The 25,417-nt window shown below is 42.9% G+C and carries 22 protein-coding genes and 2 pseudogenes; 3 read left to right on the forward strand and 21 right to left on the reverse strand.

Annotated elements, in window-relative coordinates; all coding sequences use genetic code 11:
- Nucleotides 1-59: 59 nt before the first annotated feature.
- Nucleotides 60-1,256: an O-succinylhomoserine sulfhydrylase gene (locus ACO6VG_RS21610; RefSeq protein ID WP_422134176.1), complete on the reverse strand. Its 1,197-nt coding sequence runs from the start codon at nucleotides 1,254-1,256 to the stop codon at nucleotides 60-62.
- A gap of 368 nt (nucleotides 1,257-1,624) precedes the next feature.
- Here ACO6VG_RS21610 and ACO6VG_RS21615 point away from each other — a divergent pair, with 368 nt between their 5' ends.
- Nucleotides 1,625-2,413, forward strand: a complete 789-nt coding sequence (locus ACO6VG_RS21615; RefSeq protein ID WP_422475615.1) for a 5'-3' exonuclease H3TH domain-containing protein — start codon at nucleotides 1,625-1,627, stop codon at nucleotides 2,411-2,413.
- A 60-nt stretch (nucleotides 2,414-2,473) separates the two neighbouring features.
- Here ACO6VG_RS21615 and purF read toward each other — a convergent pair whose 3' ends face one another.
- The 5 genes from purF to ACO6VG_RS21640 all read right to left on the reverse strand — a co-directional run bounded on the left by purF (nucleotide 2,474) and on the right by ACO6VG_RS21640 (nucleotide 6,155).
- A complete protein-coding gene (gene purF, locus ACO6VG_RS21620; RefSeq protein ID WP_422134178.1) occupies nucleotides 2,474-3,985 on the reverse strand; it encodes an amidophosphoribosyltransferase in 1,512 nt (503 codons plus the stop codon).
- A 175-nt stretch (nucleotides 3,986-4,160) separates the two neighbouring features.
- A complete protein-coding gene (locus ACO6VG_RS21625; protein WP_422134179.1) occupies nucleotides 4,161-4,658 on the reverse strand; it encodes a CvpA family protein in 498 nt (165 codons plus the stop codon).
- 112 nt (nucleotides 4,659-4,770) lie between these two features.
- A complete protein-coding gene (locus ACO6VG_RS21630) occupies nucleotides 4,771-5,055 on the reverse strand; it encodes a ComEA family DNA-binding protein (protein WP_422134180.1) in 285 nt (94 codons plus the stop codon).
- A gap of 465 nt (nucleotides 5,056-5,520) precedes the next feature.
- Entirely contained in the window at nucleotides 5,521-5,910 is a 390-nt protein-coding gene (locus tag ACO6VG_RS21635; RefSeq protein WP_422134181.1) for a type II toxin-antitoxin system HicB family antitoxin, read from the reverse strand.
- Complete coding sequence (locus ACO6VG_RS21640) at nucleotides 5,907-6,155, reverse strand: type II toxin-antitoxin system HicA family toxin (protein ID WP_422134182.1); 249 nt, start codon at nucleotides 6,153-6,155, stop codon at nucleotides 5,907-5,909. Before ACO6VG_RS21640 ends, ACO6VG_RS21635 begins: the two co-directional genes overlap by 4 nt.
- 409 nt (nucleotides 6,156-6,564) lie before the next feature.
- Here ACO6VG_RS21640 and ACO6VG_RS21645 point away from each other — a divergent pair, with 409 nt between their 5' ends.
- Together ACO6VG_RS21645 and ACO6VG_RS21650 are read left to right on the forward strand one after the other, a co-directional pair.
- The gene (locus ACO6VG_RS21645; protein WP_422475617.1) at nucleotides 6,565-6,999 is read left to right on the forward strand and encodes a DUF29 domain-containing protein; all 435 of its coding nucleotides are present in this window, start codon (nucleotides 6,565-6,567) and stop codon (nucleotides 6,997-6,999) included.
- A gap of 69 nt (nucleotides 7,000-7,068) precedes the next feature.
- Nucleotides 7,069-7,503, forward strand: a complete 435-nt coding sequence (locus tag ACO6VG_RS21650) for a DUF29 domain-containing protein (protein WP_422475619.1) — start codon at nucleotides 7,069-7,071, stop codon at nucleotides 7,501-7,503.
- Here ACO6VG_RS21650 and ACO6VG_RS21655 read toward each other — a convergent pair.
- The 15 genes and pseudogenes from ACO6VG_RS21655 to asnB all read right to left on the reverse strand — a co-directional run bounded on the left by ACO6VG_RS21655 (nucleotide 7,500) and on the right by asnB (nucleotide 25,403).
- Nucleotides 7,500-8,072 carry a Uma2 family endonuclease gene (locus tag ACO6VG_RS21655; protein WP_422475621.1) on the reverse strand — a complete coding sequence of 191 codons (573 nt, stop codon included), beginning with the start codon at nucleotides 8,070-8,072 and terminating at the stop codon, nucleotides 7,500-7,502. The genes ACO6VG_RS21650 and ACO6VG_RS21655 overlap by 4 nt on opposite strands.
- 78 nt (nucleotides 8,073-8,150) lie before the next feature.
- The gene (locus tag ACO6VG_RS21660; RefSeq protein ID WP_422476315.1) at nucleotides 8,151-9,428 is read right to left on the reverse strand and encodes a UDP-N-acetylglucosamine 4,6-dehydratase family protein; all 1,278 of its coding nucleotides are present in this window, start codon (nucleotides 9,426-9,428) and stop codon (nucleotides 8,151-8,153) included.
- Nucleotides 9,429-9,443: 15 nt separating this feature from the next.
- Nucleotides 9,444-10,181, reverse strand: a pseudogene (locus tag ACO6VG_RS21665) (nucleoside-diphosphate sugar epimerase/dehydratase); the annotation flags it as partial.
- A gap of 43 nt (nucleotides 10,182-10,224) precedes the next feature.
- Entirely contained in the window at nucleotides 10,225-10,782 is a 558-nt protein-coding gene (locus ACO6VG_RS21670; RefSeq protein WP_422476318.1) for a sugar transferase, read from the reverse strand.
- A gap of 1 nt (nucleotide 10,783) precedes the next feature.
- On the reverse strand, nucleotides 10,784-11,749 hold the full coding sequence (locus tag ACO6VG_RS21675) for a UDP-glucose 4-epimerase family protein (protein ID WP_422475623.1): 966 nt from the start codon (nucleotides 11,747-11,749) through the stop codon (nucleotides 10,784-10,786).
- 311 nt (nucleotides 11,750-12,060) lie between these two features.
- Nucleotides 12,061-12,189: pseudogene (locus ACO6VG_RS21680) on the reverse strand (ISAs1 family transposase); the annotation flags it as partial.
- Nucleotides 12,149-13,387 carry a glycosyltransferase family 4 protein gene (locus tag ACO6VG_RS21685; protein ID WP_422475625.1) on the reverse strand — a complete coding sequence of 413 codons (1,239 nt, stop codon included), beginning with the start codon at nucleotides 13,385-13,387 and terminating at the stop codon, nucleotides 12,149-12,151. The gene ACO6VG_RS21685 and the pseudogene ACO6VG_RS21680, both read right to left, overlap by 41 nt.
- Nucleotides 13,388-13,532: 145 nt before the next feature.
- Entirely contained in the window at nucleotides 13,533-15,206 is a 1,674-nt protein-coding gene (locus tag ACO6VG_RS21690; RefSeq protein ID WP_422475627.1) for a heparinase II/III family protein, read from the reverse strand.
- 103 nt (nucleotides 15,207-15,309) lie between these two features.
- Nucleotides 15,310-15,846, reverse strand: a complete 537-nt coding sequence (locus tag ACO6VG_RS21695; RefSeq protein ID WP_422475629.1) for a Gfo/Idh/MocA family protein — start codon at nucleotides 15,844-15,846, stop codon at nucleotides 15,310-15,312.
- Between the two features lie 207 nt (nucleotides 15,847-16,053).
- Nucleotides 16,054-17,355 carry an MBL fold metallo-hydrolase gene (locus ACO6VG_RS21700; RefSeq protein ID WP_422475630.1) on the reverse strand — a complete coding sequence of 434 codons (1,302 nt, stop codon included), beginning with the start codon at nucleotides 17,353-17,355 and terminating at the stop codon, nucleotides 16,054-16,056.
- A gap of 207 nt (nucleotides 17,356-17,562) precedes the next feature.
- Complete coding sequence (locus ACO6VG_RS21705) at nucleotides 17,563-19,713, reverse strand: bi-domain-containing oxidoreductase (protein WP_422475632.1); 2,151 nt, start codon at nucleotides 19,711-19,713, stop codon at nucleotides 17,563-17,565.
- A gap of 71 nt (nucleotides 19,714-19,784) precedes the next feature.
- Nucleotides 19,785-20,933: a glycosyltransferase gene (locus ACO6VG_RS21710; RefSeq protein ID WP_422475634.1), complete on the reverse strand. Its 1,149-nt coding sequence runs from the start codon at nucleotides 20,931-20,933 to the stop codon at nucleotides 19,785-19,787.
- Complete coding sequence (locus tag ACO6VG_RS21715; RefSeq protein ID WP_422475636.1) at nucleotides 20,923-22,248, reverse strand: hypothetical protein; 1,326 nt, start codon at nucleotides 22,246-22,248, stop codon at nucleotides 20,923-20,925. Before ACO6VG_RS21715 ends, ACO6VG_RS21710 begins: the two co-directional genes overlap by 11 nt.
- A 6-nt stretch (nucleotides 22,249-22,254) precedes the next feature.
- Nucleotides 22,255-23,487 carry a hypothetical protein gene (locus ACO6VG_RS21720; RefSeq protein ID WP_422475638.1) on the reverse strand — a complete coding sequence of 411 codons (1,233 nt, stop codon included), beginning with the start codon at nucleotides 23,485-23,487 and terminating at the stop codon, nucleotides 22,255-22,257.
- The gene (asnB, locus tag ACO6VG_RS21725; protein WP_422475640.1) at nucleotides 23,484-25,403 is read right to left on the reverse strand and encodes an asparagine synthase (glutamine-hydrolyzing); all 1,920 of its coding nucleotides are present in this window, start codon (nucleotides 25,401-25,403) and stop codon (nucleotides 23,484-23,486) included. Before asnB ends, ACO6VG_RS21720 begins: the two co-directional genes overlap by 4 nt.
- Nucleotides 25,404-25,417 lie beyond the last annotated feature (14 nt).

Raw genomic sequence — 25,417 nt, forward strand, 5'->3', positions numbered from 1 at the left:
GTTTTATCGGTCAATCGACACAAAAGAACAGAATTCCTTTTCTGTTCCGGGGGGCTTATTTAAAGTTGAGCTAATCCTTTTTCCAGATCAGCCTTGAGATCTTCAAGGTTCTCAAGGCCTACAGCCACCCTGATCAGATTTTCGGTAATACCGGCTCTTGCTTTGTCTTCATCAGAAAGACGACAGTGCGTTGTGGTGGCCGGATGGGTGATCGTTGTGCGGGTATCACCCAGATTAGCGGTTCTGGAAATAAAGGTTACCGCATCCATCACTTTCCAGGCCTGCTCTCGACCGCCTTTGACTTCAAAGGCAAGAACACCGCCAAAGGCTTTCTGCTGCCGTTTTGCCAAACTATGACCGGGATGAGACTCAAGACCACTGTAGTGAACCTTTTCAACAGCAGGATGCGCTTCCAGCCATTGGGCCAGAGCCATTGCATTGCGGCAATGAGCATTGACCCTGAGATTAAGTGTTTCAAGGGACTTGTAGAAATTCCAGGCATTAAAAGGACTCATTGAAGCACCAGCCGCTCGTTGCCAGAGATGCATCTCACTGATCAGTTCCTTGCTGCCGACAGCTACTCCCCCCATGCAGCGTCCCTGACCGTCGATAAACTTGGTGGTAGAGTGGACGACAATATCTGCCCCAAGCTTCAGAGGCTGCTGCAGAGCCGGTGTACAGAAGCAGTTATCTACCATCAATAAAGCATCATTCTCATGAGCAATGGCGGCCATGATTTCCAGATCCACTACTTCGCCCAGAGGGTTTGAAGGCGTTTCCAGAAATAAAAGACGTGTTTCAGGACGCATTGCATCTCGCCACTGCTGGTAATCCGTGAAATCAACAAAAGTGGTTTCTACGCCAAATTTGCCCAGGTATTTGGCAAATATGGTGACCGTCGTACCAAAAACACTGCGAGAGCAAATCACATGATCACCGGCTTTCAACAACCCCATGCACATACCCAGGATAGCCGCCATGCCTGAAGAGGCGGCACAGGCCAACTCTCCCCCTTCAAGGGCCGCCATACGCTCTTCAAACATTTTTACTGAGGGGTTGGTATACCGTGAATAAACATTGCCCTGTTCATCTCCGGCAAAAACAGCCTGAGCCTGCTCAGCACTGTCATAAGTGAAGCTGGAAGTCAGATAAATAGCTTCGCTGTGCTCTCTTTCACCACTGCGTATGACGCCAGTCCTGATAGCCTGAGTTTCAAACGCCCATTGATCCTGATTACTCAATTCGTTGTCTTTCATTTCTGGTCCTTTGTACCGCTGAGGGCAGTTTACCATGAATAATATTTTGTTCTGCTATTCAGATATTACGCTGCATTTTTTTTCACTCATGGCTGTTTCTGAGCCTACAATTCCAAGGCTTCGATTATATGTCATGCTGAGGTTTTCTACCCGGCCTGAAAGAACCTTGAGTCTGACATATCCCGGATGGCTGAGATGCCAAAGATAGCGAAAAAAACCGGCAGTTGACAGTAGAAATAACCACCCTCACTGCTCGGTTTTAGAAAGATAAAAGAAAATTCCCGGCCCCTGAATGTGGTAATCTGGGAACACGATTATTAAATGTTTAGTGTTGATTTATACATCCATGGCTGTTCAGGAAAAACAGAATGCGCCCTCACCTGCTTTTGATTGATGCTCTGAATCTTATCCGAAGAGTACACGCTGCTGTCAGGGCCCCGGATGAAAACAGCCAGATAGACGGAGCAATTTCAGCTACCATTGCTTCGCTAACTCGGGCCATTAAGGAAACATCGCCAACGCATTGCCTGATGGTTTTTGATGGCAACCCTCCGACCTGGCGACATGAGCTTTTTCCTGACTATAAAAAGGGTCGCAAGCCCATGCCCGAAGCACTGAGAAAAAGACTGGGCGACTTTAACAGAGCTTTTCTGAAAATGGGGGTAAAAACATTCAGAAAAACAGGTCTGGAAGCGGATGATGTCATTGCCGCTATAGCCTCCAAGGCATCAAAAGCCAACGCCGAAACCACCATCCTTTCAACCGACCGTATTTTCCTGCAACTGTTGAATGTTCCGCAGATAAAACTGCGTGATCATTTCCAGAAGATTGATTATCAGGGAGAGAGTGTACAGAACCTTTACGGCTTCGGGGCTGAAAAGCTAACCCAGTTCTGGGCAATTGCCGGTGTGGGCGATGTGCCCGGCGTTCAGGGCGTAGGCGATAAGGGAGCGACCTCCCTGATTCTGGAACATCAGGAAATAAGCAATATCTTTTTGTTGGGAGAGGAGGCTAAAGGGGCGGCGGGAAAAGTAGTGAAGCAGAAAGAACAGGCATTGTTAAGCCTGAAATTGGCAACTTTGGCTTGTGATCTTGAGATTGGGCTGAGGATGAAAGATTTGAGGTATGAAACTGTATCTAAACCAGACCCAGCTTAGCCCCTGTTAGCAAAGCTAACAGGGGCTTGACTATGGTAACTGGCGCTGTTGAGGGATAAATCAGGCAAGCTCTTCATCATTGTGAAGGTCAATGATCGAATCACTTCCTTTATTCGCCCGGGTTTGTTCGTTCCTGCTGGCAGCAAGACGACTGAGGTATTCACTGTCGATACCGCCAGCAATGTATTTACCATCAAAAACAGAACAGTCGAAGTCGGTAATCTCGGGATTCAACGAAGAAACAATTTTCTTTAGATCATCCAAATCCTGGAAGATCAGACGATCTGCCCCGATTTCCTGCTCAATTTCCTTATCTGTCCGATTGTAGGCTATGAGTTCTTCTGATGTCGGCATATCGATCCCGTAAACATTGGGGTAACGAATCGCAGGGGCAGCAGAGCTAAAATAGACTTTCTTTGCACCACTGTCTCTGGCCATCTCGATGATCTGCTGACAGGTTGTGCCCCTGACGATAGAGTCATCCACCAACAGCACATTCTTGCCTTCAAATTCCTGACGTATAGCACTGAGTTTTTGACGAACGGACTTCTTGCGGACCTCCTGACCAGGCATGATAAAGGTTCGACCGATATAACGGTTTTTAACAAAGCCTTCTTTGTAAGGAAGCCCCAACCGGTTGGCAATCTCCAGTGCCGATGTTCGGCTGGTGTCAGGAATAGGCATGACCACATCGATATCGTGCTCTGGCCACTCTCTGAGAATCTTGTTGGCCAGGATCTGCCCCATTCTCTGATGCGCCTGATAGACCGAAATACCGTCCACAATTGAGTCAGGCCGAGCGAGATAGACGTATTCAAACATACATGGGTGCTTGGTGCCCTCGACACACTGGAAAGTGTGCAGCTGATTGTTTGAGTCTATAAATACGGCTTCGCCTGGTTCAACGTCACGGATCACTTCAAAACCAGAGGCACTCAGAGCGACGGATTCAGAAGCCATCATATACTCTGTACCTTTCTCGCTTTCTCGCTTACCGTAAATCAGGGGGCGGATACCATAAGGATCACGAAAACCAATGATACCGTGACCATTGATCATAGCAACGACAGCATAACCTCCTTCACAACGCTCATAGACGCGACGAACCGCCTGAAAAAAATCTTCCGGACTGGGCTGCAACTTGCCAGACTGCTCCAGTTCATGGGCAAAGACATTCAACAGAATCTCTGAATCAGAGCTGGTATTGATATGACGAAGATCTGCTTCAAAGAGCTCTTGCTTGATGCTCTGGGCATTGGTGAGATTCCCGTTATGGGCAAGGGCAACCCCGTAGGGAGAGTTCACATAGAATGGCTGGGCTTCGGCTGAGCTCGAAGTCCCTGCAGTAGGATACCGAACATGAGCGATGCCCATATTCCCTACCAGTTTTTTCATATGCCGGGTTCTGAAGACATCACGGACCAGCCCGTTATCTTTTCTCAGATAAAAATGCCCTCCCCCCAAAGTGACCATTCCGGCTGCGTCCTGCCCCCTGTGCTGAAGCACGGTCAGCGCATCGAACAACAGCTGGTTAACATTCACTGTCGCCGAAATACCGACAATTCCACACATTTATCACATCCTCAGGCTGGATCAGCGGCTCTAAAGCTATGGCAGGGTAACCTGAAAATCGGCTCTCCCCGCATTTTATGCTTTTGGTTGGCTTTAGAGCCTGTTTTTTCTCAAAAGTTCATTGAAAGCACTCCCTGGACGTTTGCCTGTTCCCGGGAAGCTTTCAGAGATTATTTCAACCGGCTTGCATCAATGGTTCAACCCACTGGACCACTGTTTGCCTGGACCAGTCTGCAAGCAGCAAAAAGTGGGGCAATAATACCGAATCTTGCCATGCTTCGTCATTCTCTAATGGGGCAAATGTCATTAGTCCCACCACAAGCACTACAAGCAGGCAGCCTCTGAGTCCTCCGAAAACCATACCCAACACCCTGTCAGTCCCAGTAAGGCCAGTGGCTTCTACCAATTCTGCAAACAAACGATTCACTAACCCCCCCACCAGTAGAGTTGCGACGAAAAGCAGGATTGATGCGGAAATTACTCTAACAGATGGGGTCTCTACATACTGGGTCAACAAGCTGGCAACACTGCCATTAAAAGTCCAGGCCACAAAAATGGCCACTACCCAAGTCAGAAGAGAAAGAACTTCCTTAAAAAAGCCACGTTTAAGGCTGATAAGAGAGGACACAGCCACTATGGCCACAATGACCCAGTCGATCCAGGTAAACGTCAAAGGAAAACTCCTGCATTAGTCTTTATTCGGGTCAGATTATCGGTTTTGGAACAGCTACTCAACACACAAAAAAGCCCGTCTCTATGGACGGGCTTTTTTGTGTGTATTATTCCTACTCTTCAAAAATTATTCTGGATTCGTTTTTCTTCATAAAGGCTTCACCGATGAACTTCACCTGATCCAGGTCATCCATATTCTTGTAAGGACCATGGGCTTTTCGGTGTTTTACTATCTCTTCTGCTGTTCGTCGACCTACACCTATAAGCTTTTCGTCCAGTTCCTGAACAGTGGCTGTGTTGACATTAACGACCCATTCTTTTTCGTCGCTATTGGCAAATGAGCCTGCAGAGAACATCAAAAGACTGGAAAGAGCGATAGCTGGGAAAAAATTATTCATAATCAAACTTCCTTATTGATTATTTGAGTTTGGCTTTAGATATTTCTAAAACCGTTATTTTCAGTTCTAGACGGATTTTAAAAAAAAACCAAACGCATTGAAAAAAAACTATGACTATGACAGAGCCATTTGGTGTAAACGACTGATTTTATAAAGAAGTCGGGACAGTCTCCAAAATAAGTACTCAGACAGCGAAGCCAATGTTTTGACAATATATAAGCATGAACAAAACTATTTCTTCAGGCTCTGACAACAAAAAGTCAAGAGTAAAACAAACCCTCAGGAGCCTTTCGGATTGATGACTTCGAGTATAAATTTCAGAACAAAACGAGCCGGAGTATTGAGTGCACTCATGGCTGCAACCAGTATCACCTTCTGACTCTGTATTAAACTACGCCCAGCCCTATAAATGAAACTTGATGTCCGCCCCGTCCTAAGGGACGGGTTTTTACGCTCATTCGATAATTAATTAATCGTGTCGGTGCTAATCCCTTTGCTTCTTTCCCTGCTTAGCTTTTCCTCTATCGCCTCACAAATGAACGCATTGATAGACTTTGGCCTTGTGTGATTAAGTGGTGCTTCGAGGATGGCTATGGCCATGGCCTTGTGAAGTTCCTCACCGACGCGAACATTCAGCGAGCCCTTGAATGGTTTATCAGGGGTTTTGCCTAGTTCCTCACAGTCTTTCAGGTAGTCATCTACTGACTGCTGAAATTCCTCTATCAGCTTTGGCAGCGTGTCCGCTCCATAAGTAATCAGATCTCGGATAAAGGCTACTTTGCCAAACAGCGTACCATCATCAATCTGTGGCTCTATTGTGCCTTGATAGCCCTTGTATTTGAGGTATTGAGTCATGACAGATGCCCCTCGTTATCCAGAAACTCAATAAGTGCCTTCAGGGCTCCCCCTTTCAGATTTTTGTCCGGGTGTGGCCTGTGCAGTCTTATCATTCGTTTCGTGTTTTTGTTGTAAAATCGTACCCGTGAGCCAGCCTTTTCCTCCTGCTTGTAGCCAAAATAATTCAATAGTGAGCAGACATCTTTCCATGGAAAGGTGTTCGGGCCTTCCTTCAGTTTTTCAATGTTCTTTTTCTGAGCCACAATAATTGCTCTCCAGTATGCGACTAATTATAGTCGCTTGGCTCTCTGTGGCAACTGCCGAGCTTACATCCCCCACCCATTTCGGTGGGGGTCTTACGCTGAAGTTCGATAAAAGCATGAATAAAACTATTTCTTCAGGCTCTGACAACAAAAAGTCAAGAGCAAAACAAACCGTCAGGAGCCTTTCGGATTGATGACTTCGAGTATAAATTTCAGAACAAAACGAGCCGAAGTATTGAGTGCACTCATGGCTGCAACCAGTATCACCTAATGACTCTTCATTAAACTAGGCACAGCCCTGTAAATGAAACTTGCACTATCGTTGTTGGTGCAGTTTAGATTCGTAAGGTACAAAGTAGGTAAGATAGACTGTAGGAAAGTGTGATAATGGACAAAGCAGGTGGCCTATATGCGTGACTTGTACGATACCGACTTTTATAGCTGGACCCAGAGGCAGGCAAAACTGATCCGTGAAGGTCGCCTCGCAGAACTCGATCTGGAAAATATCCTTGAGGAAATTGAGAGTATGGGCCGCAGTGACTACAGAGCCTTACAATCCCGGCTGGAAATACTGTTCATGCACTTGTTGAAATGGGAGTACCAGCCAGAAAAAAGGCAGATGGGTCACAGTTGGGAACGCACCATTCGTGAGCAACGAAAGCAGGCACGACGAATTCTCCAGGATTCGCCGGGTCTGAAAAACAAAATTGATGCCATGCTCCCTGTCGCTTATAAAAGAGCCGTCGAAGATGCTGCTGAAGAAACTGGACTATCACCCTCAACCTTCCCCAAAGAGCGTCCCTGGAGCTATGAGCAAGCTATGAGCACCGAGTTCTGGCCCTGATAATTCTCCAGGCAATAATATAAACTGAAAGGTGACTATGAAATCTTATAAAAACAGCAGGTGATCTTTGTGCGTGATTTATACGATACCGACTTTTACAGCTGGACCCAGAGACAGGCAAAACTGATCCGTGAGGGTCGACTCGCAGAACTCGATCTGGAAAATATCCTGGAGGAAATCGAAAGCATGGGGCGCAGTGACTACAGGGCATTGGAATCCAGAATATGTTTGCTTTTCATGTATTTGTTGAAATGGCGGTACCAGCCTGAAAAAAGACAAACCGGCCACAGCTGGGAAAGGACTATCCGGGAGCAACGCAAGCAGATCAGACGGATTCTAAGAAAAAATCCAGGACTGAAAGGCAAGCTGCCAGAAATTCTGCTTGAAGCCTACTCCGACGCTATGGAAGATGCCTCAGATGAAACAGAACTCCCCTCCACTACTTTCCCAAAAGAATGCCCCTGGAGTTATGAGCAGGCAGTGGATCCGGAATTCTGGCCTTAATGCTCAACTCTTCTAATATCCTTGTAGATATCCAGAACAGAAAGTTCGAGACCGACTGAACGCAACAGCAAAGAGTCTCCTTCTCTGTAATGCTGTGTATACCATTGTCCTCCTTCCCGTCGGTATAGATCCACCAGAAACTCATATTGAGAAACCAGCATGCATTCTTCCAGAGTTGCTATTTGAGTATATGCCTCACGTTTGGCAAAACGATCCTGCTGTTCTGTAGATTTCGAAAGGATCTCAATAATCAGCTTTGGATTCTCCTCAACATAATCATCGCCAGAGCCACTTCCACACGACACCATTATGTTAGGGTAAAAGAAAATATTATCGCTTTCAGAACCTGCACTGACTTTCATGTCAGAAGCAAAGACATCACAACCAGTGCCCGATAGATGCTGATGAAGTCTTGTGGCAAGAGAAACCGTTAGCAAGTTATGCTTTCGACTGCCACCCACCATGGCAAAGACATATCCATTGATATACTCGCTTTTCGATTCAGCCGTCTTTTCAGACTCTATATATTCATCAACGGATAACAGTGGATTTTTCATAGCATTTTGCATCTGGCTCACCGATCGTTTCAGAACTATGAGCCGTTCAATATAGACAGGGATCAAGCAGAAATCATAGCAAACGACAACTCAATGGTAGTTCAAAACTCCTCGCTCTGGTTTTGATTCAGCTTGTCTGGACTGATCCATCCAATCCACCACATCAGAAGTTGGATTAAAACCATTCACACAGCTGGAAAGCAGATTTCTCAGATCGGTAAAACGCCCATTTCTTGCTACTTCGAAAACAGTTTCCAGAGCCAGCCTATAGTTACTCCATAATTCTTTGCTTTCCATAGCCATACTGATTTTAGGATGACTGGTACCTGTCACATTGTCTCCAATCAGCAGTTCTTCATAGAGCTTTTCACCCGGGCGTAGTCCTGTGTAGACAATTTCAATATCGCCTTCAGGGTTACTTTCATCCTTCAGGGTTAAGCCAGATAAATTAATCATACGCTTTGCCAGATTGGCTATTTTGACAGGCTTCCCCATATCCAGCACAAAGACCTCCCCTCCGCTGGCCATCGCACCGGCCTGAATCACCAAAAGTGCAGCCTCAGGAATCGTCATAAAATAACGATTAATGTCTGGGTGAGTCACCGTCACAGGGCCACCGACCCGGATCTGTTCGCGAAACGCTGGGATCACTGAACCACTCGAGCCCAATACATTTCCAAACCGCACCATTGTAAAACAGGTATTAACGGGTATTTTTGTTTCTGGCCTAAAGCCAAACCTGTCGGAATGGAACAGATTCACCGAACTTTCATCAGCCAATCCCTGCAAAGCCATTTCTGCCAGACGCTTCGAGGCACCCATAACATTTGTGGGACGTACTGCCTTATCGGTAGATATAAGAACAAAACGTTCTACCTGAGCAACAATGGCGGCTTGTGCCGTATAAAGCGTACCCAAAGTATTATTGCGTAAACCTTCTTCAATATTTTGTTCAACGATAGGCACGTGTTTATAGGCAGCAGCATGATAAACCGTATTCACAGCGAATCTTCGCAAGGTTTCAATTAAACGCTCCGGATTATTCACCGAACCGAGTACTGCTGCTATCTGAACCGCTTTAAAGTCATTGGAACTATTTTGCGTCTTAATTAAATCCTGTTCGACAGAATATAAGCTAAACTCACTGTGCTCATATAGCACAAGACATAAAGGTTTCTTTTTAAGAATCTGACGACAGAGTTCAGAACCGATAGAACCTCCTGCCCCAGTCACCATGACAACCTTACCGGTGATACATTTCTCCAAAAGCTCTTGCCTTGGCTCTACCTCGTCTCTTCCGAGCACATCACCAATATCAACTGGCTGAATTTCCTGCATTTTCATGCGGCCGCTGGCCAGGTCAGCCATAGCGGGTATAGTTCGAATAGGTAGACCATGTTGTTCAAGAGTCTGAACGATCTTTTTTCGCCTTTGCCTGCTCGCAGAAGGTATAGCCAGTAACACCTCCTGAACACCTGTCTCCTGAACCATCTGCTCGAAACTTAAGGGTCGGTAAATGCGCCTCCCTTGAATAGCACGACCAGCATTGTCCTTTTTGTCATCTAAAAAAGCGACTGGCTGGTATTCAATCCCCCGATCTAAAGCGGACATCACCTGGACACCCGCAGCGCCTGCGCCATAGATGGCTACAGGAATTCCCCTGCGCGAGTGACGCTGCCTGCGAGGGAAAAATTCAGGGAAAATATCTGCTATGGATTCCTCTAATAACCAGCTTCTGATCAAATAGCGAGAGATAATCATTGTCGGTAGCAACAGGAGCCAATATATAAAGGGAATGGACCGGGGAAGATGAGCCTGACCGGAAAGAAACCCAGCCAACATCAGGCAGATAGCAGCATAGGAACAGGCTTTAAAGATAACGATAAGAGAGTCTGAGCCCATGTACCGGAGGACAGCCCGATAAAGTCCCATCTTAACCAGGAAGGGCAAGGTGACTACTACAGCAATGATGAATGCAGGATAATATTGAGTGAACGAGTCCACCATATTCAGGCGAATATAGAACGCCATCCATAGACAGAAGATTATTGCTATTGAATCGAATAGCAATGTCACCAGCCGTTTGCCTGAGCGTGGGAGTGAGAGCAGTGTCTTGCGCATGTGTAACCTGAAGTAAAACTTAAATTACTTTATCAAAACTCTATCATTTAGACTGATTTACTCTATCACCCTGACCACGTCCAGCCAGAGTCATGAAAATATATCGAAAGTAGTTAGAAAAAGACATACCTTTAACCATTTCCGCATCTGTTTTAGCCAATAACTCAGGCGTCGACATGTCAATATCCGAAACTTGGGCTAAACCTGTAATTCCAGGCCTCACATTGTAAACTCCTAATCCATCACGATGTTCAATAAGCTCCTTCTGATTAAATAAGTTGGGTCTTGGACCGACCAGACTCATTTCACCTTTCAGGACATTCCATAGCTGTGGCAGTTCATCCAATTTCGTTTTTCTAAGGAACTTACCAAGTCGGGTTATAGAACTTGTAGAGGCAAGATGGCTAGCCACTGAGGCAGTTTCTAAACTCATTGTCCTGAATTTAATCAATATAAAAGGCTTTTTTTTGCACCCCACTCTTTCCTGACGAAATAAAGGTGAACCTGTATCAAATAGACCTATGATATAAATTAGTAGCATGATTGGTAAGCCAAAGACCAATCCAAAAATTGCTAAAGTAAAATCCAAAAAACGGTACACCTTAACCATTACCTCCAGACTTTTTACCTTTAATATAATTAGCCACTGTCGCATCTATACCTTGTTGAACTGTATAAGGTGGCTTCCACGACAACGTTTTCTCTGCCTTTGAAGAATCTACTTGTAAATCACCTATCAATCGATCAACAATTGAGCTTTTCCTAGTTAGAGCACCTGAAAAACGAAAAGTGAACCCTGGAATTGGAAACAGTCTTATTGGCTTTCTAAGTGAATATCGCATCATTTTTATTAACTCTGACAATGAGACATCTTTTCCATCAGAGATAAGGTAAGTTTGATTTGCCGCCATGGGGTGCTCAATACAGGTGATTATAAAGTCTACAAGATTTTCAACATACACCATACTGCGCATATTTTTAATCATGCTAAAAGGAAGTGGAATTTTTGTATCAGCAAGCTTTATTAAATCTAGAAAGTTAGCTTTTACGTTTGCACCATAAACAAGAGGAGGACGAATAATTACAACCTCCATAGCAGTTTCCAAAGCTATTTTACGTAACCCATCTTCAGCTTCCTTTTTTGAAATACCATATGCATCTTGAGTTAGAGGGCTATGCTGTTCCGTAAATGCTGAAGCACCAGAAGTTGTTTCACCATTGACTTTTATTGAACTTATGAATATGAAGCGCTTTACTCCAGCAGATGCAGACTGTCTTGCTAAATTCAATGCTCCATCGGTGTTGACCCGGCGATATTCTGTTATTGATTCAGTGACTTCGTCCTTCATGATATGTGCACGAGCAGCAAGATGAACAACAACATCTATTCCTTGCAATGCTACAGACCAATCAGTAGAAGCATCGATTGAACCAACAGCAATGGCATCTTCATCAGAGACAGATGGTAGTTTACGAAAAGCTGCTTTATAATTGTATGATTTTTCCGCCAGCTGAGCTTGCAGAGACTGACCAACAAAACCACTGGCACCCGTTATTAAAATCGTCAAATTGGAGCTCTCAAATAACGAATAGAAATAAAATTCATTAAAAATTAAACTTTTTCATTTCTAAACTCATAAAACTTAAACAGAATCACCTGTAATGCAGGCGGGATTGTGAAGGCCCTTCAGAAAGGGGGTGGTTAGCTTAACGCTAGAAAGCTTCATTTGCTCCTACCGTTTCTCTTCTGCTTCTTTGTTGCGAATATATTCAAAGATCATCTACTCATCTCAACCGTTCTAACCACGGAAAAATCATGTAGCTCGTTCCCAGCAGGCTCTTCAGTGAGATATCGTGTACTCATAGCAGCTTTCTTTTATTTTCTCTTCACGCCTGCTTTGAAGGTTTTCGTATTGTTCAGCAGATTGACAGTAATATGTCTATAGCCTGCCAGAATTTCTGATCCGTCATTTCTTCGGATACGACACTCGTCTTCTCTCATCGCAAGGTGAGTAGGCTATTGGAACCTCTCCCGCATTGCTGCTGCCAAATTCAACAATATCTAATGCCATCGCTTTCATAATCGCTCGTCGCGCATATTTTTCTGTAAATGTTGTTCTTGGTGTTGTAGTTAACTTAAGCCCTGCAAAAGCTTCAACAGCCTGTTGTGTATCAGACGGATAAAATACTGCACAATTATTGACTTCCGTTGTAAGGAAATCAGCAGAATATCCAGAGACACCTGCTAATATAGGTTTCCCTGAGGCAGCGTACTCAAATATCTTAGAGGGTAGAACTTTCTTGAATGCCGGATAATCATTCAAGTGAAGGAATAACACATCTGCATTCATATACTCAGCAATAAGTAGCTCCCGGTTAACAGGGGGGAGAAGCGTGACATTTTTCACATTGCAATTTTCCAATTCATCAATCAACTGTTGTTTTCTACCGCCATCACCAATAATCCGGAACTTAACGTTAGTATCTAATTTTTTTGCCAAAAAAGGTACAATAGTATGAAGGCCCTGACCTTCACCAATATTGCCCGCATAAAGTATGGTAATTTCAGTATTGGAACCCCGACGCTGTATTGTATCCGGAACTACACGCAAGAACTCATCATCGATACCATTTGTAAACCAACGATATTCAATGGTTGTGTACCGCTTCTGAAAGTAAACAGAAAAACCTTTCGAGACGAGATTGATACGTTCTGCACGGCTAAAGGTGAAATGCTCAACAATTGACGTTACCGGACCAGCAAGCCACAAGATTTTCGGAGAAAGCACATCATTGAGTGTGTCTACGAAGATGTCACGAATATCCAGATAAAGTGGTGTTTTAGATCTGCTGGCAACAATCGCTCCCAAAAATGCTGTAAAGAGTCTTGAAGATGTTGAAAAGACAATATCGTATTGCTTTCCACTGACTAAACCTAAAGCAGCCCGGCAGTATGTAATAAAAGCCTTCATCTGATCAAACATCCCACTTTTGTGGGCAGGTAGGGGGATGCGTCGGACTGTTACATTTCCATTACGCTCAACTGGTGGCGCATCGACACCAAACGAAGCATAACGATTAGGCATGGTTGTTATGACTTCAATCTCAGTAACTAACGGACTCAGTTGCTCGACCAGGGCAGTACAACGAAAAGAACCAGCGCACAAATCCGGTTGGTAATAAAACGAAAAAATTAAAACCTTCACTTAAAACCTAGAATAGAAAAAGTTGTTAAATCCGAAAATATATGAAACAAAGAAAGCTTTTCACGGAATTGGGCTGTGGTTCACCGCTGTTTGCAAACATGGTTATAGCCAAACAGAACACTCAATTATTCCGCGCTGCTGAATGCTAATAATCAAGTTTTACTACACATTCGCTATTTACAAACTCAAAAATCAGGCAAAGATTTGGTATAGAAAGGCCAAACTCTGGATGCCAACTAGTTTGTTCTATCCTGCGTTTGCTGCTCTGATTATGTACCAGCACTTCATGCCCTCCAGGTAGGGTGAGCACTAAACACTCTTCGCGTTCAGCACAGCGAATATCCGGATGCAAATGGAAACGGGCTTCCGCCTTTTGAAACTTGCCAGTGATACGATCTTTTATCGAAAAGGTTCGAGCCGTCAAGGCCCACTCTCTGGAATGCAAAGGCTTACCCTTTAGCCAGCGGTAACCGTTGTGGCTACAGCTCACTCGATATGATTCCGGTTCTAGTGAAAAGAAAGGCTGCCCAGGGTAAGCCCTGCGAGCTACCCGGAAGCCACTCCATACTTCGGAGGAATTCTGGTCATCAATCACCACGGTATTGTGAGCAGCAGTGCCACGTTGCCTCATGCGTTCATCACCCAAGCCGTAGCAGGAAGTGCCAGAATTAACGAACACACGATGACCAAACAGGGATAACTCAAACGACAGCGTATCGGCATGGGCATGGCCTGGAATATAGTCAGGCCCCACTTTTGCCAGATCCAGAAAAGCCACTGCCCGTTTATTTTCAAGACGCACGTAGCCAGAAGCCTTTAGATGTTTAAGCTTTAATAACTGCGGTTTAGCAGAAGACTGTATTGAATAACTTTTAGTAGCAATACCTAATGATCTGGCATAACTAGACATAGTTTTCAGTGAGGCAGCAATCCCCACGGCTGCATCATTAAAAAAAGCAATATCACCATCCGGATGACACATGGCTTGCAGCCATGTAACCATATTTTCAGCATATTGCTGCCAACCGTTAATAAAAGGTTGCACTGTTGTTGCTGAGTAACACTGGCTGATGTTGATCAGGTCCAGCATATCCATCAGCATAATGCTGTGATACATCGGGGACAGTTCAAAGTTACCACCATCGTCTAAAACCTGTTCAGGAACTTCCCGCTGCAAAATTGCCAAACCAGTCTGCAACCATTTTTCTGCCTCAGCCCCCTGAAAATAGAGGCCAACAAATACCAGAGCCTTGGCATTTGCAAACAAATGATTACCCAGTAGATGGTGCTCTAGTTTTTGCATCAAAACCCGAGCCTGCAATGCCAGACTATCAAGCCAGTGTTTTTTCTGTGGCTGATTCGCTGAAATTCGCAGAAAGAATTTCACCCAGTTAACTATCCGCAGCGATAATGGATAAGGTTCCCAGCCATTCCCTATAGGTGCCGGGTTTTCCTTAATCCATCGTTCAATCAGCTCTGCATGCCAGGGCAAACGTAATTCTGCATCTTCAGCATTCAGATCATCAAAGTAATGGAGGTTGTATAGCCATAGCTTTTCCCATTTCGGGTTATTCCAGTCACTGGCAGAAGACAGGGTATGGGTTTCATTTAAAAAGTGAAAAGTTTCAAGATTCAGAATGGAGGCTCTGATCTGTGCAGGAAGGTGCCATTGACCATCTGAAGCCAACGGTCGGCATAGTGGTGCCGATCGGGTATCCAGACGGATTTTATGCAAAAGATGACCGAGTCGGCCATAAAACTGAACAGGCTTAAGATGCCTTAGCGTATGGAAATAGCGGTAAAAAGTACTGGTTTTCAACAAGAGCGAAACTCATTGGTTTTGTTTTTGGAACCACTAAGGTCACGAAGTGCACGAAGCTTAAAAGAATAAAACTTCGTATCATTCGTGGTTAGTAAAAAAATTACCCGCGTAAAGATTGTGCAACTTCAATGGACACACGAGCCACTTCTATCACTTCTTCGAATGGAATCGGCGATGGTGCACCCTGCCGAATGGCATCAACAAACGCCTTGGCGCAAGCCTTCTGCCCCTTATCCTGCTGCATCAGCTTTAGACCCTTGAAACCGGGCCAGCCGAAGCTATTCAGTCGACGAAAGTTATCCAGCTGCAACACTGCATCGTTACAAAAAACCTCAATCCGCTCTTTAGGGAAGCTCTTGCCACCATTTGCCAAGTAAAGAATAGTGCCAAAAGAACCATCCGCAAAACTCAGGGTAATACTGGCCTTGTCTTCTCGTACTTCAACGCCTGGCACATCCCACATCATGTCGGCGTTGAAGCCGGTAATCGGGCTACCCACCAGAAAGCGCATCAGGTCGATATAGTGACAGGTTTCACCAATAATACGACCACCACCGACTGTCGGATCCTGTGTCCAGTGACCAACGGGAATGGCACCGGTACTCATGGTCATAATTAAAATTTTTGAAGCTTTCATCGGTTCCAGCAGCGCCTACATACTTGCCAAATGGGGCTGCCGATAAAGGCAAAATCAATGTATTTTTAACCAGCCATTGATCCGGTGGGTAGAATGAACTACCAGAAATGAAATATGCAGTCTAGATATTGGTGAAATAGCTAACATCTCAAACACAGTCGCAGCTCTTTTAGACCTGAGAGTTGAACTTGTTATATTAGTCAACTTCTACATTCTCTTTAGTTGATAAATTAACTGATTCATTATTCCGCTAAACCTAGCAGCCAGCCATTGTAAATTTGATTTATTAAAAAACTTCCATGATAGATATATTTCGGCGTTATTGAGCGAACAAAGCACTCTATAATATTTCCAATTTTTTTCGTTCTTATTTAAAGTATATCTTGCAGACACCCCTAAGGTCTGAATTCCAAAAGGAAATTTAAATGCAAACCAAAGTGGCTGACTATTAATTACAAGATCACATTCATCTGTCGTATTTAGCTCACTAAAAGTACCATCCTTGAAGCTAAACTCTACTTTCTTTGATATATCATTAATTTCTACAGTGACAGGTTTAAGAATAAACCTAAACAAACTAGAAAAGTCGTACTTTATCTGCTTAAACCTTTCATTAAAAGCCTCTCTAATAGCCTCAATAGATTTTAATGCTGACGTTTCAAAAGTATTGTCAAAGTTACTTTCAAGTGCTTCGTATTTTTTTTTACTAGCTACATTGTTAAATGCCATGCCAAGCGTATATGTATCACCAGGATATAAGAGGGTGTAGTCTAACGACTTGCTCATCATGTGTTCGCAAAAATCTAATGGTGAATTGTGATAATTGTTCATATAGGCATTATCATCTTTACAGAAGTACACCAAGCTGGCGAAAGGTATAGTGACAGAAGCCCCTAGATCAATATGATTATTAGAGCAGTTTATCAGAGTATTTTTCGCCATTAGTGGAAGGTGGTTACCCCTGTCTGCCTGTCCAGAATAGCCAGCAATTGAGAATTGGTTAAGCACCACATCAGGTGAACCAATATCACCTTTCACAATGTTGCAATCTCTTTGGTTTAGTTCAGAATCATTGATATTAAAAATCACTTCCTCGTCAGCCATAACACCAAGTGCAGAGTCCATACCTCCTACTTGATAGCAATAGACTTTTGTTTGATCTGAAAGCTTAACAATTTCACGGTGAGGCAATATTTCAAAACTATTAAACCCAAAGCCCTTCAATGCTTTTATCATTTTATTTGAGTTATTCTTCTGATAAAGAACTGTAACTTTATTTTTAAAAGATTCTGGTAAAGTTTTAAGTGTTGGGATGTGAAAGTGGTCAGGATGTTCATGTGAAATCCATAAATAGTCTATATTTTCATAGTCTAACGATTCTTTCGATGCTTGAGGTTTTAATGACCAAGAATCATTAAAGGCTGTACCAAAAAGCCATGGATCAGTTAATATTTTTATGTCTTCAGTATGAATTACAATACATGCATGTGAAATTAATGTTATTTTCATAGTTTTAATCTCTAATATTTTCTAAATCATATAGCGAACCTGTAGAAAGAGCTCTACAAAGAAAATGATACCTTACAGTTTCAACCTGCTAATTTATTGAAACTCATTTCAGATAATTTCGACTCAGAAAAAAATTTAACGCACTTTTCAATTAAACGTTGCTGAAATAAGACAATTAGTGCGAATGTCTGATAATTCCGAAGTGTCTCAGCCCTCACGCAGGTAATCAGCCACATCAACAGCTACACGTGCCACCTCAATAATTTCTTCCATTGGAATTGGCGAAGGTTTGCCTTCACGAATGGCTCTCAGAAATGCCTCAACACAAGCTTTTTGACCTTTATCCTGTTTACTAAGATTCATCTTTTTAAAGCTCGGCCATTCAAAACCGGTCATCTTGCGAAAATTATCAATCTGAAGGGTTGCGCCGGCGGCAAACACCTCAATACGCTCTTTAGGGAAACTGCTGCCACCATTAGCGAGGTAGTGAATCACGCCAAAAGAGCCATCAGCAAAATTCAACATAATAGCTGCTTTGTCTTCCCGAATCGCCACCGAAGGCACGTTACCAACCTGGGTGGCTTGATAACTGGTTATAGGACTGCCCGCGAGGTACCGCATTAGATCAATATAGTGACAGGCTTCACCTAATATACGACCACCACCGACAGCTGGATCCTGAGTCCAGTGATCAGCCGGAATAGCTCCCGCATTCATGGTCATTATAAAAGATTTGGGTTCTTTTATAGCATCCAACAGAGTTTTCATTTTCTGAATCTGTGGGGAGAAGCGTCGATTATAACCAACCATCAAACGCGGCTGAATTTCCGCTACGCCCAGCGCTTCAACTATACCGTCGATCTCATCATGATTGAGAGCCAGTGGCTTTTCTACAAACACATTTTTGCCTGCTTGCAAAGCCTCAGTAACAAAAGCAGCATGGCTGTTATGCTGAGTGACAATGGTGACGGTATTAATAGCAGGATTAGCCAGCATGTCATCAACAGAGGTGGAAGCCTCAGTAAAACCGGCCTTCTTGCCATGATGAACACCACTTACACCACCGCTAGTGACAATAGTGTGAAATTTTGCCCTGGCTTTATCAAACGCAGGGATAAGAATACGTGATGCATAATTGCCAGCTCCAATAAACCCACATACAGGATCAGTGGTGAGATAAGCAGGTGTTTTATTAGACAGTGCTACTCGATCAACCCGCAATGCATCAACCGATTGCTTGGGATACTGCAAAAGAATACCCAATGTCTTCGGTTCATCCGTTAAGGTTTGGTAGGCTTTAAGGGCATCATTAAATGCAAACCGATGGGAGATCAATGGTTTCATATCCAGCCGCTCATCCGCCATCATATCCAGAATGGCTTCAAAGTTACGCTGCTCCGTCCATCGGACAAAGCCCATTGGATAGTCCTGCCCCTTTTCTTCATAGTTGCTATCGTAACGACCAGGGCCGTAAGAGCAGGAAACCTGAAAAATGAGCTCTTTTTCATAAAAGGCCGCCCGACTCAGATTAAGGCCGGTAACCCCTACCAAAATAATGCGGCCACGCTTACGACTCATGCGTGCAGCTTGAGTCACTGGATCATTAGATTTGGTACTGGCTGTAACCAATACGGCATCCACGCCTTTACCCCGGGAAAACGCCATACCTGCCGCAACTGGGTCTTCACCTTGAGCAAGATTAACCGTTTCAGCACCAAACAACCGAGCCAGCGCCAATTTATCTTCATCAAAATCAACACCCAATACCCGACAACCTTGGGCACGAAGCAGCTGTACCGTCACCAAACCAATTAGACCAAGGCCAGTTACCACCACGCATTCACCCAGAGTTGGTTGGGCCAGTCGAACGCCTTGTAAGCCAATCGCTGCAAGGACGGTAAAGGCTGCCGATTCATCGTCTACATTATCTGGAATCTTTGCACACAGGTTTTGTGGTACCCGCACAATATCTGCATGGGGGCCATTACTGACCACTCGGTCACCAATAGAAAACCCTCTAACACCATTGCCCGTTTCAAGCACAACACCAGTATGGCAATAGCCCAATGGCAATGGCTGATCCAGCTTTGACTTGACAGCGTCCAGTGTGGTAGCCAAACCATCGGTACGCACTTTTTCAATCACCATTTTTACTTTATCTGGCTGCTGTCGTGCTTTTTCTAACAGGTTGGCCTGACCGAATTCAACTAGCATACGTTCCGTGCCAGCAGAAATTAGCGATGTTTTACTTTGTATTAATAGCTGGCCGCTTTTAGATTTGGGTGATGGTGTTTCAACTAGTGTGGTTTCACCGGTGGACATGTTTTGGAGGATTTGTTTCAACTTTAATTCACTCAATGGAACAGTTGGTAGGAAAAGGCATATACATCAAAAGAAAGTAATCCTAATTCAGGTAATATTTTTTACAGCTACCTGCTCTGCTCTAACCCTTTATACATCTCAATTAGTTTGGCAACTTCAAGTTCCCAGTTATAGCGTGATTTAACAGCCTCTTTACCTTTAATGCCCATTAAGCGAATAGATTCTGGATTATCAAGCATTGTATCCAGTTTCGCTGCTATATCGTTATGGTCTGCCGAGTCAATGAGTAGACCGCAGCCAGTCTCAGCAACAATCGGCGCAACCTCTACCGCAAAATCAGGCAACAATACGGCAAGTCCCGCAGCCATGTAGTCAAACATCTTATGAGGCATGGCGTAAACATGATTCAATATACCCGGCTGAAAACCAATTATGCCTATATCGGCTTTCAATAGATAAGAAAAAGCCCGCTCAAAAGGCATCCAATCCATTATGCGAACCCGGTTACTCAAACCTAACTCTATGACTCGCTGCTCAAACTCAGAACGACTACCATCATTAATTTCACCGATCACTAACAAGTGTAGGTTATGATGCTTCATTGTAGCCATTGCATCTATTATTTGAGGCCAACCACGATTTTTGTTGAGTAAACCAAGATGCACCATTGTGTATATAGCTTTTTCCTCAAAATGCACTTCATCAGTGGAAAAATTCAGACCAGACAGTGGCGTAAAATTTTGAACCAGAACTTTCTTATCAGCAGCTAAATGAAAATCATCTGACACAGAGCGCTTGGCAAGGACAATGCGGTCAGTGAATGGTGTTAAACATCTGAATACCAGCTTTACAGCAGATGAAACCAAGGGTTGTAGCCAAATAGGAAAACGACTTTGAGCAAAGGTGCTTGGGTAGTGTTCATGTACATCAAAAACACATTGTTTACCATGAAATATTTTAAGTAATACCCCAATAAACCAAGAGTCAACCTCATTGCAATGATACACATCTGCATTTTCAGCTTTGGCTATACGATAAAGGTTGGTTAATTGTTTTAATCTACCAAGGATACCTGATGGTGGAGTATAGGTCTGAATTCTTACCCCCTTTACTACCTTCGCCACTTGCGATTTCCCTGGACAAATATGACTAACCGTAAACCCAGTATCTGACAGATAAACAGCTTCCTTATCAAATACTCGTTTATCATAAGGGGGATGCATTGATGAAAGAAAACAAATAAGTTTAACTGCCAATTAATATACTCCGCCTTTTTAAAGAAACAAACCAAACCAAGAAATAAATAATACCACCATAACCAAGCATAGATCTAAATAAACTTGCTTGACTCAGATAGTAAATAAAAATACAGCTAAACAGGAACAGTAAAACTTTGGACAACCCATTTCTTTCTTTAAAAAACAAAAGGTTTAATAAATTTAAAATAAAGGTCACAACCAAACTGTAAAATAACACAAAGAGCCAACCACCTTGTCCATACGCATCGATAAATACAGAAGCTGCAACACTTCCATCCAAACCCGAAGTCGAATAATATAAGAAAACTCTTGTCGTATCTCTAAATAATTCACTATCAAAGATTCGTGAAAACAATCCAACATTTGAAAGTCCATAAAAATCATCAATTCGAGGAAAGTAATCAACATACATAGCGGCAGGTAATGATAATCTCCCAAAAATCCTTGATCCGACAACCTCCAGAAGTTTTATTAACATAGAGGAATTATCAAGTTCAAAACGATATGCCGTATAAAAATAATACAAACCTATAAGTAGGAGCAATAATAATAAAATATATTTCCATATACCCCTTAAAATATGAATATAAGAAATAGATGAAATATTAATTTCATTAACGCTAGAAAGCTGAAATGCAACAATTACAGCACCTAAAAAAACAATTAAAGGTCTTTTTTGAAAGGTCAATAGCAAACATAAAAAAACTAAAAAAATCAAAGTATAAAAAACAAATCCATTTATAATTGTTTTATTCTCACGGTATACGATAAGTGAAACTAAAGCCAATGCAGGAGCAAGATTGTATACAACCAAGATAAGAAAATAATTTGATGTAGCTGCAACTCTCATATCTAGCGCAGATGATAAATCACTATTGCTTGAAGCATATAAAAGCTGAAACATTGGCAATAGGTTGTCTACAACAAATATAAAACAACACCATACAACAAGAAGAGATAGAAACAAAAACAAGTATTTTCTAATGTTGTCTACCTTATAGTTCAGCTCATTTGCTCTGACAGACTTAACATTCATACCCAACGGAAATGAGAGTGCAACTACAACAAATGTCCCCAAAAAAACGATAAAACTCGCCTTTATAAAGTGCCAGTCACTTAACCCAGAAAAATCAAAACTTGGAAACAAATAACTCAAATATTCTTTATCAGAATAACCAAAAAATACAAGACCAAATCCAATGAATATAAACTGGCAAAAAGAAAAAAATATAACAAATGGATTTTTTAAAAAATTACTAATAATCAATAAAAATAGCCAAAGGGGCAAAAAAAAAAGCAACATATATTCCAAAATATGCTATCTCCAAAGCTTATATATAAAAAAACCCGAATAAATATAGTAAACCAGAAACATACTTCTACTTGCTTCTAACACAGAAGAAAAAACCGAACCATCATTAAGATAAAATGAAATCAAAAAAGCAAGTAGTGAAAAAAGCAATGCCAACAAATTCCATGGTTGTGAATAGTTAATATCTATGAAATTTCTTAACCCATAGAACATACATATTGCCGGCATGTAGGGCATTAATTCATCTAATATGCTCATAACTTCTGTGCTAGAACTTGGTAGCCAAATCGCAATCAATACATCGCCCAGTTGGTAATACAACGCTACACCAAACCAGGATAATATGAACACAATAATAGCCATTAAAAGTATACGCCGCTTCTCTTTTTTTTTGTTATAGAGCTGGCTATTAGCCCTCAAAACCAAAACTTGTGCAATAGGTAACACAAGAGTTTGGGCAATGCGAAGTACAGTGTAAGCCGCAATAAATTGTGCAGCCTGAGCAGGCTCATCACGTAAAAACCACGGTCCAATGACTAAGGTAGCCATATCGACATAAGCAGTTAATGCACGGCTAAAACCGTAGTGACAAATTTTTTTTTCCAGGGACCAACTATCGTAGCCAAATAACTTGCGCTGATAGCCCATCCGTCGAGCAAAAAACCAGAGTGAAAAAAGTGAAGCCACAATAGTGAAGCCTGCTAACAGCAGACTGAATACATCTATTTCAAGCTTGCTACCAATCAATAAACAAACAACAAAAAGTAAGCTGCCATGGTACCAATCAATAAGATTCGCTTCGACGAACCTGAATTCAGAGAGCCAAGATGAATTTGCCAAAAAACCAAGTGCCAAGCCAGCGACATAAAGACCAAATACGGCTGAAACAGACGTTGGCGCTGCTGGAAAGAGCCAAGGGTTAATTTGTTCTGCAAATATTATACAGGCAAGTATCAGACCTGTTAGCACGACTGCAAGCAAGCGCAGCAATATTGACCAAAGTTGTGACTGCTTTTCCTTATTATCGGAACTCACATAATACTTAAGTAGAATCTGAGAAAAACCCAGCTGTGCAAGATTACTCCATAAAGCTCCCTGCCTACGAAAAAGCAATACAAGTCCCATCATTTGAGCACTGAGCATCATATCCGCAAGTCGGAAACTAAGCAGAATAAAAATACTCTTTACCAAGGTAAAGCCGAGGTTGATTGCTAGCTGTTTCTGAACGGTACCACTCATTCCCGCATGATTCCTTGATGCCAGACTAAAAAATTATAGATAACCCATAACTGAAAAGCTTCGTTAACTGTACGTAAACCATGTTTTAACTGGTGGTGAATGACATTACTGTCGAATAACTCATCAACAACCCTATCTGAACTCAACATGTCACGTAGCGCATCACCCAACTCGCCCTTAAACCATTGCTGAATAGGAACACCAAAACCTGTCTTGGGTCGATAAATATCCTGAGTCGGTACGTACCTTGTAGCAAGTCGTTTGATTGGTTCTTTCGAAATGCCATCCCGTAACTTGTAAGTATCAGGCACTCGCATGGCAAAATCCATAAGATCTCGATCCAGAAAAGGTACACGTATCTCCACTGAATTAGCCATTGACATTTTATCAGCACGCATAAGAAGCAGCTCAGGCAGGCGTAATTGCAATTCGATAAATGTCATCTTTTGCAGAAAACTGGACTCAGGGCACAATTGATCAATTATTTCATAATAAGGTGCTACTACATCAAAGGAATCAACCCCTCGCATAGAATGTCGTAAATCCGATGACAAAATAGCTTGTTTTTCCAGTTCATAGTAAGCAACAGCAGACGACATAAAAAGCTCCTGCCCTCTGGCACGGCGCTCAAGTACATCTCTGATTTTTCGGAATCGTGGTGAGTTGCTTAAAGAAAGAGCGTCACCAGCCATGCCACTGACCCAGCGTGGTAGTTTTGATAAGGGATTCCATAGTCGACTATGATGATTTAAAAACCGACGGTAGTTACTGTAACCACAAAATAATTCATCCGCCCCTTCACCTGCCTGCAGTACTGTAACGCCCTGCTCCTTCGCAAGCTTAGTCACAAAATACAGCGGCACAGCAACTGGGTCTGAAACTGGCTCATCCTGCAAGTGGGCGAGCTTCCCTGCTGCAGTTATCAAATCTGTCTGTGAAATACGCACCTCATGATGATTACTGCCAAGTCGACACGCCATTTCACGGGCAATGGCAGAATCGTCATGAAAGTTTCCAGAATCATTCATACCTACAGTAAATGTTTTTACCCGCTCCGGTGCAATCAATTCGCCGAAGGAGCAGAGATTTAACGTGGAATCAACACCACCCGAGAAAAGTACCCCCACGGGGACATCTGCCATCAGTCGCTTCTTGACCGATGATGAAAATAATGAAGCCAGCTCTTCATCAAAACTTTCAAAGCTCCGATTATGCTCCACTTGGGGCAGTGGCAACCAATATTTCTCAACCTTAGGCTGATTACCTTTAGAAGGTAGTAAAGTTAATCTACTCGCTGCCTCTAACTTACAGATACCCTTCAGCAAAGTTTTAGGAGGCGGCACCACCAGATAGGTCAGGTAGTGGTAAAGCGAATCAGAGTCGATCTGTTTATTTATACCAGGATATTTAAGTATGGCCTTTATCTCTGAAGAAAAAATAAAACGACCATCCGCATAGGTATAATAAACAGGCTTAACCCCTGCACGATCACGAGTAAGAATCAATCGTTGTTTATTGCAATCCCAAAGACCGATGCCAAAGTCACCATCTAAATATTCATAAAATCGTTCACCATACTCTTGGTAAAGATATAAGATTGCCTCCGTATCAGAGTTAGAACGAAAATGATAACCTCTACCCTCCAACTGTTTTCTCAATGATGGATAATTATAAATCTCACCATTAAAGGTAATCCATATTTTTTCATCCGGAGTTCCCATTGGTTGACGGCCAGCTTCTGTCAAATCCAAAATAGCCAAGCGGCGATGTGCTAAAGCACATTGCCTATTTTCCTGAACCCAAACGCTTTCACCATCAGGTCCGCGGTGCGCCATAGATTTCGCCATGTCTGCCAATAATTCAGCACCGATGGGTCTGCGGTTTTCTAAATTAATAATACCGAGAATACCACACATCTTTTACTGCTCTC

Source organism: Endozoicomonas sp. ALB032 (assembly GCF_049310125.1).
Classification (GTDB): domain Bacteria; phylum Pseudomonadota; class Gammaproteobacteria; order Pseudomonadales; family Endozoicomonadaceae; genus Endozoicomonas_A.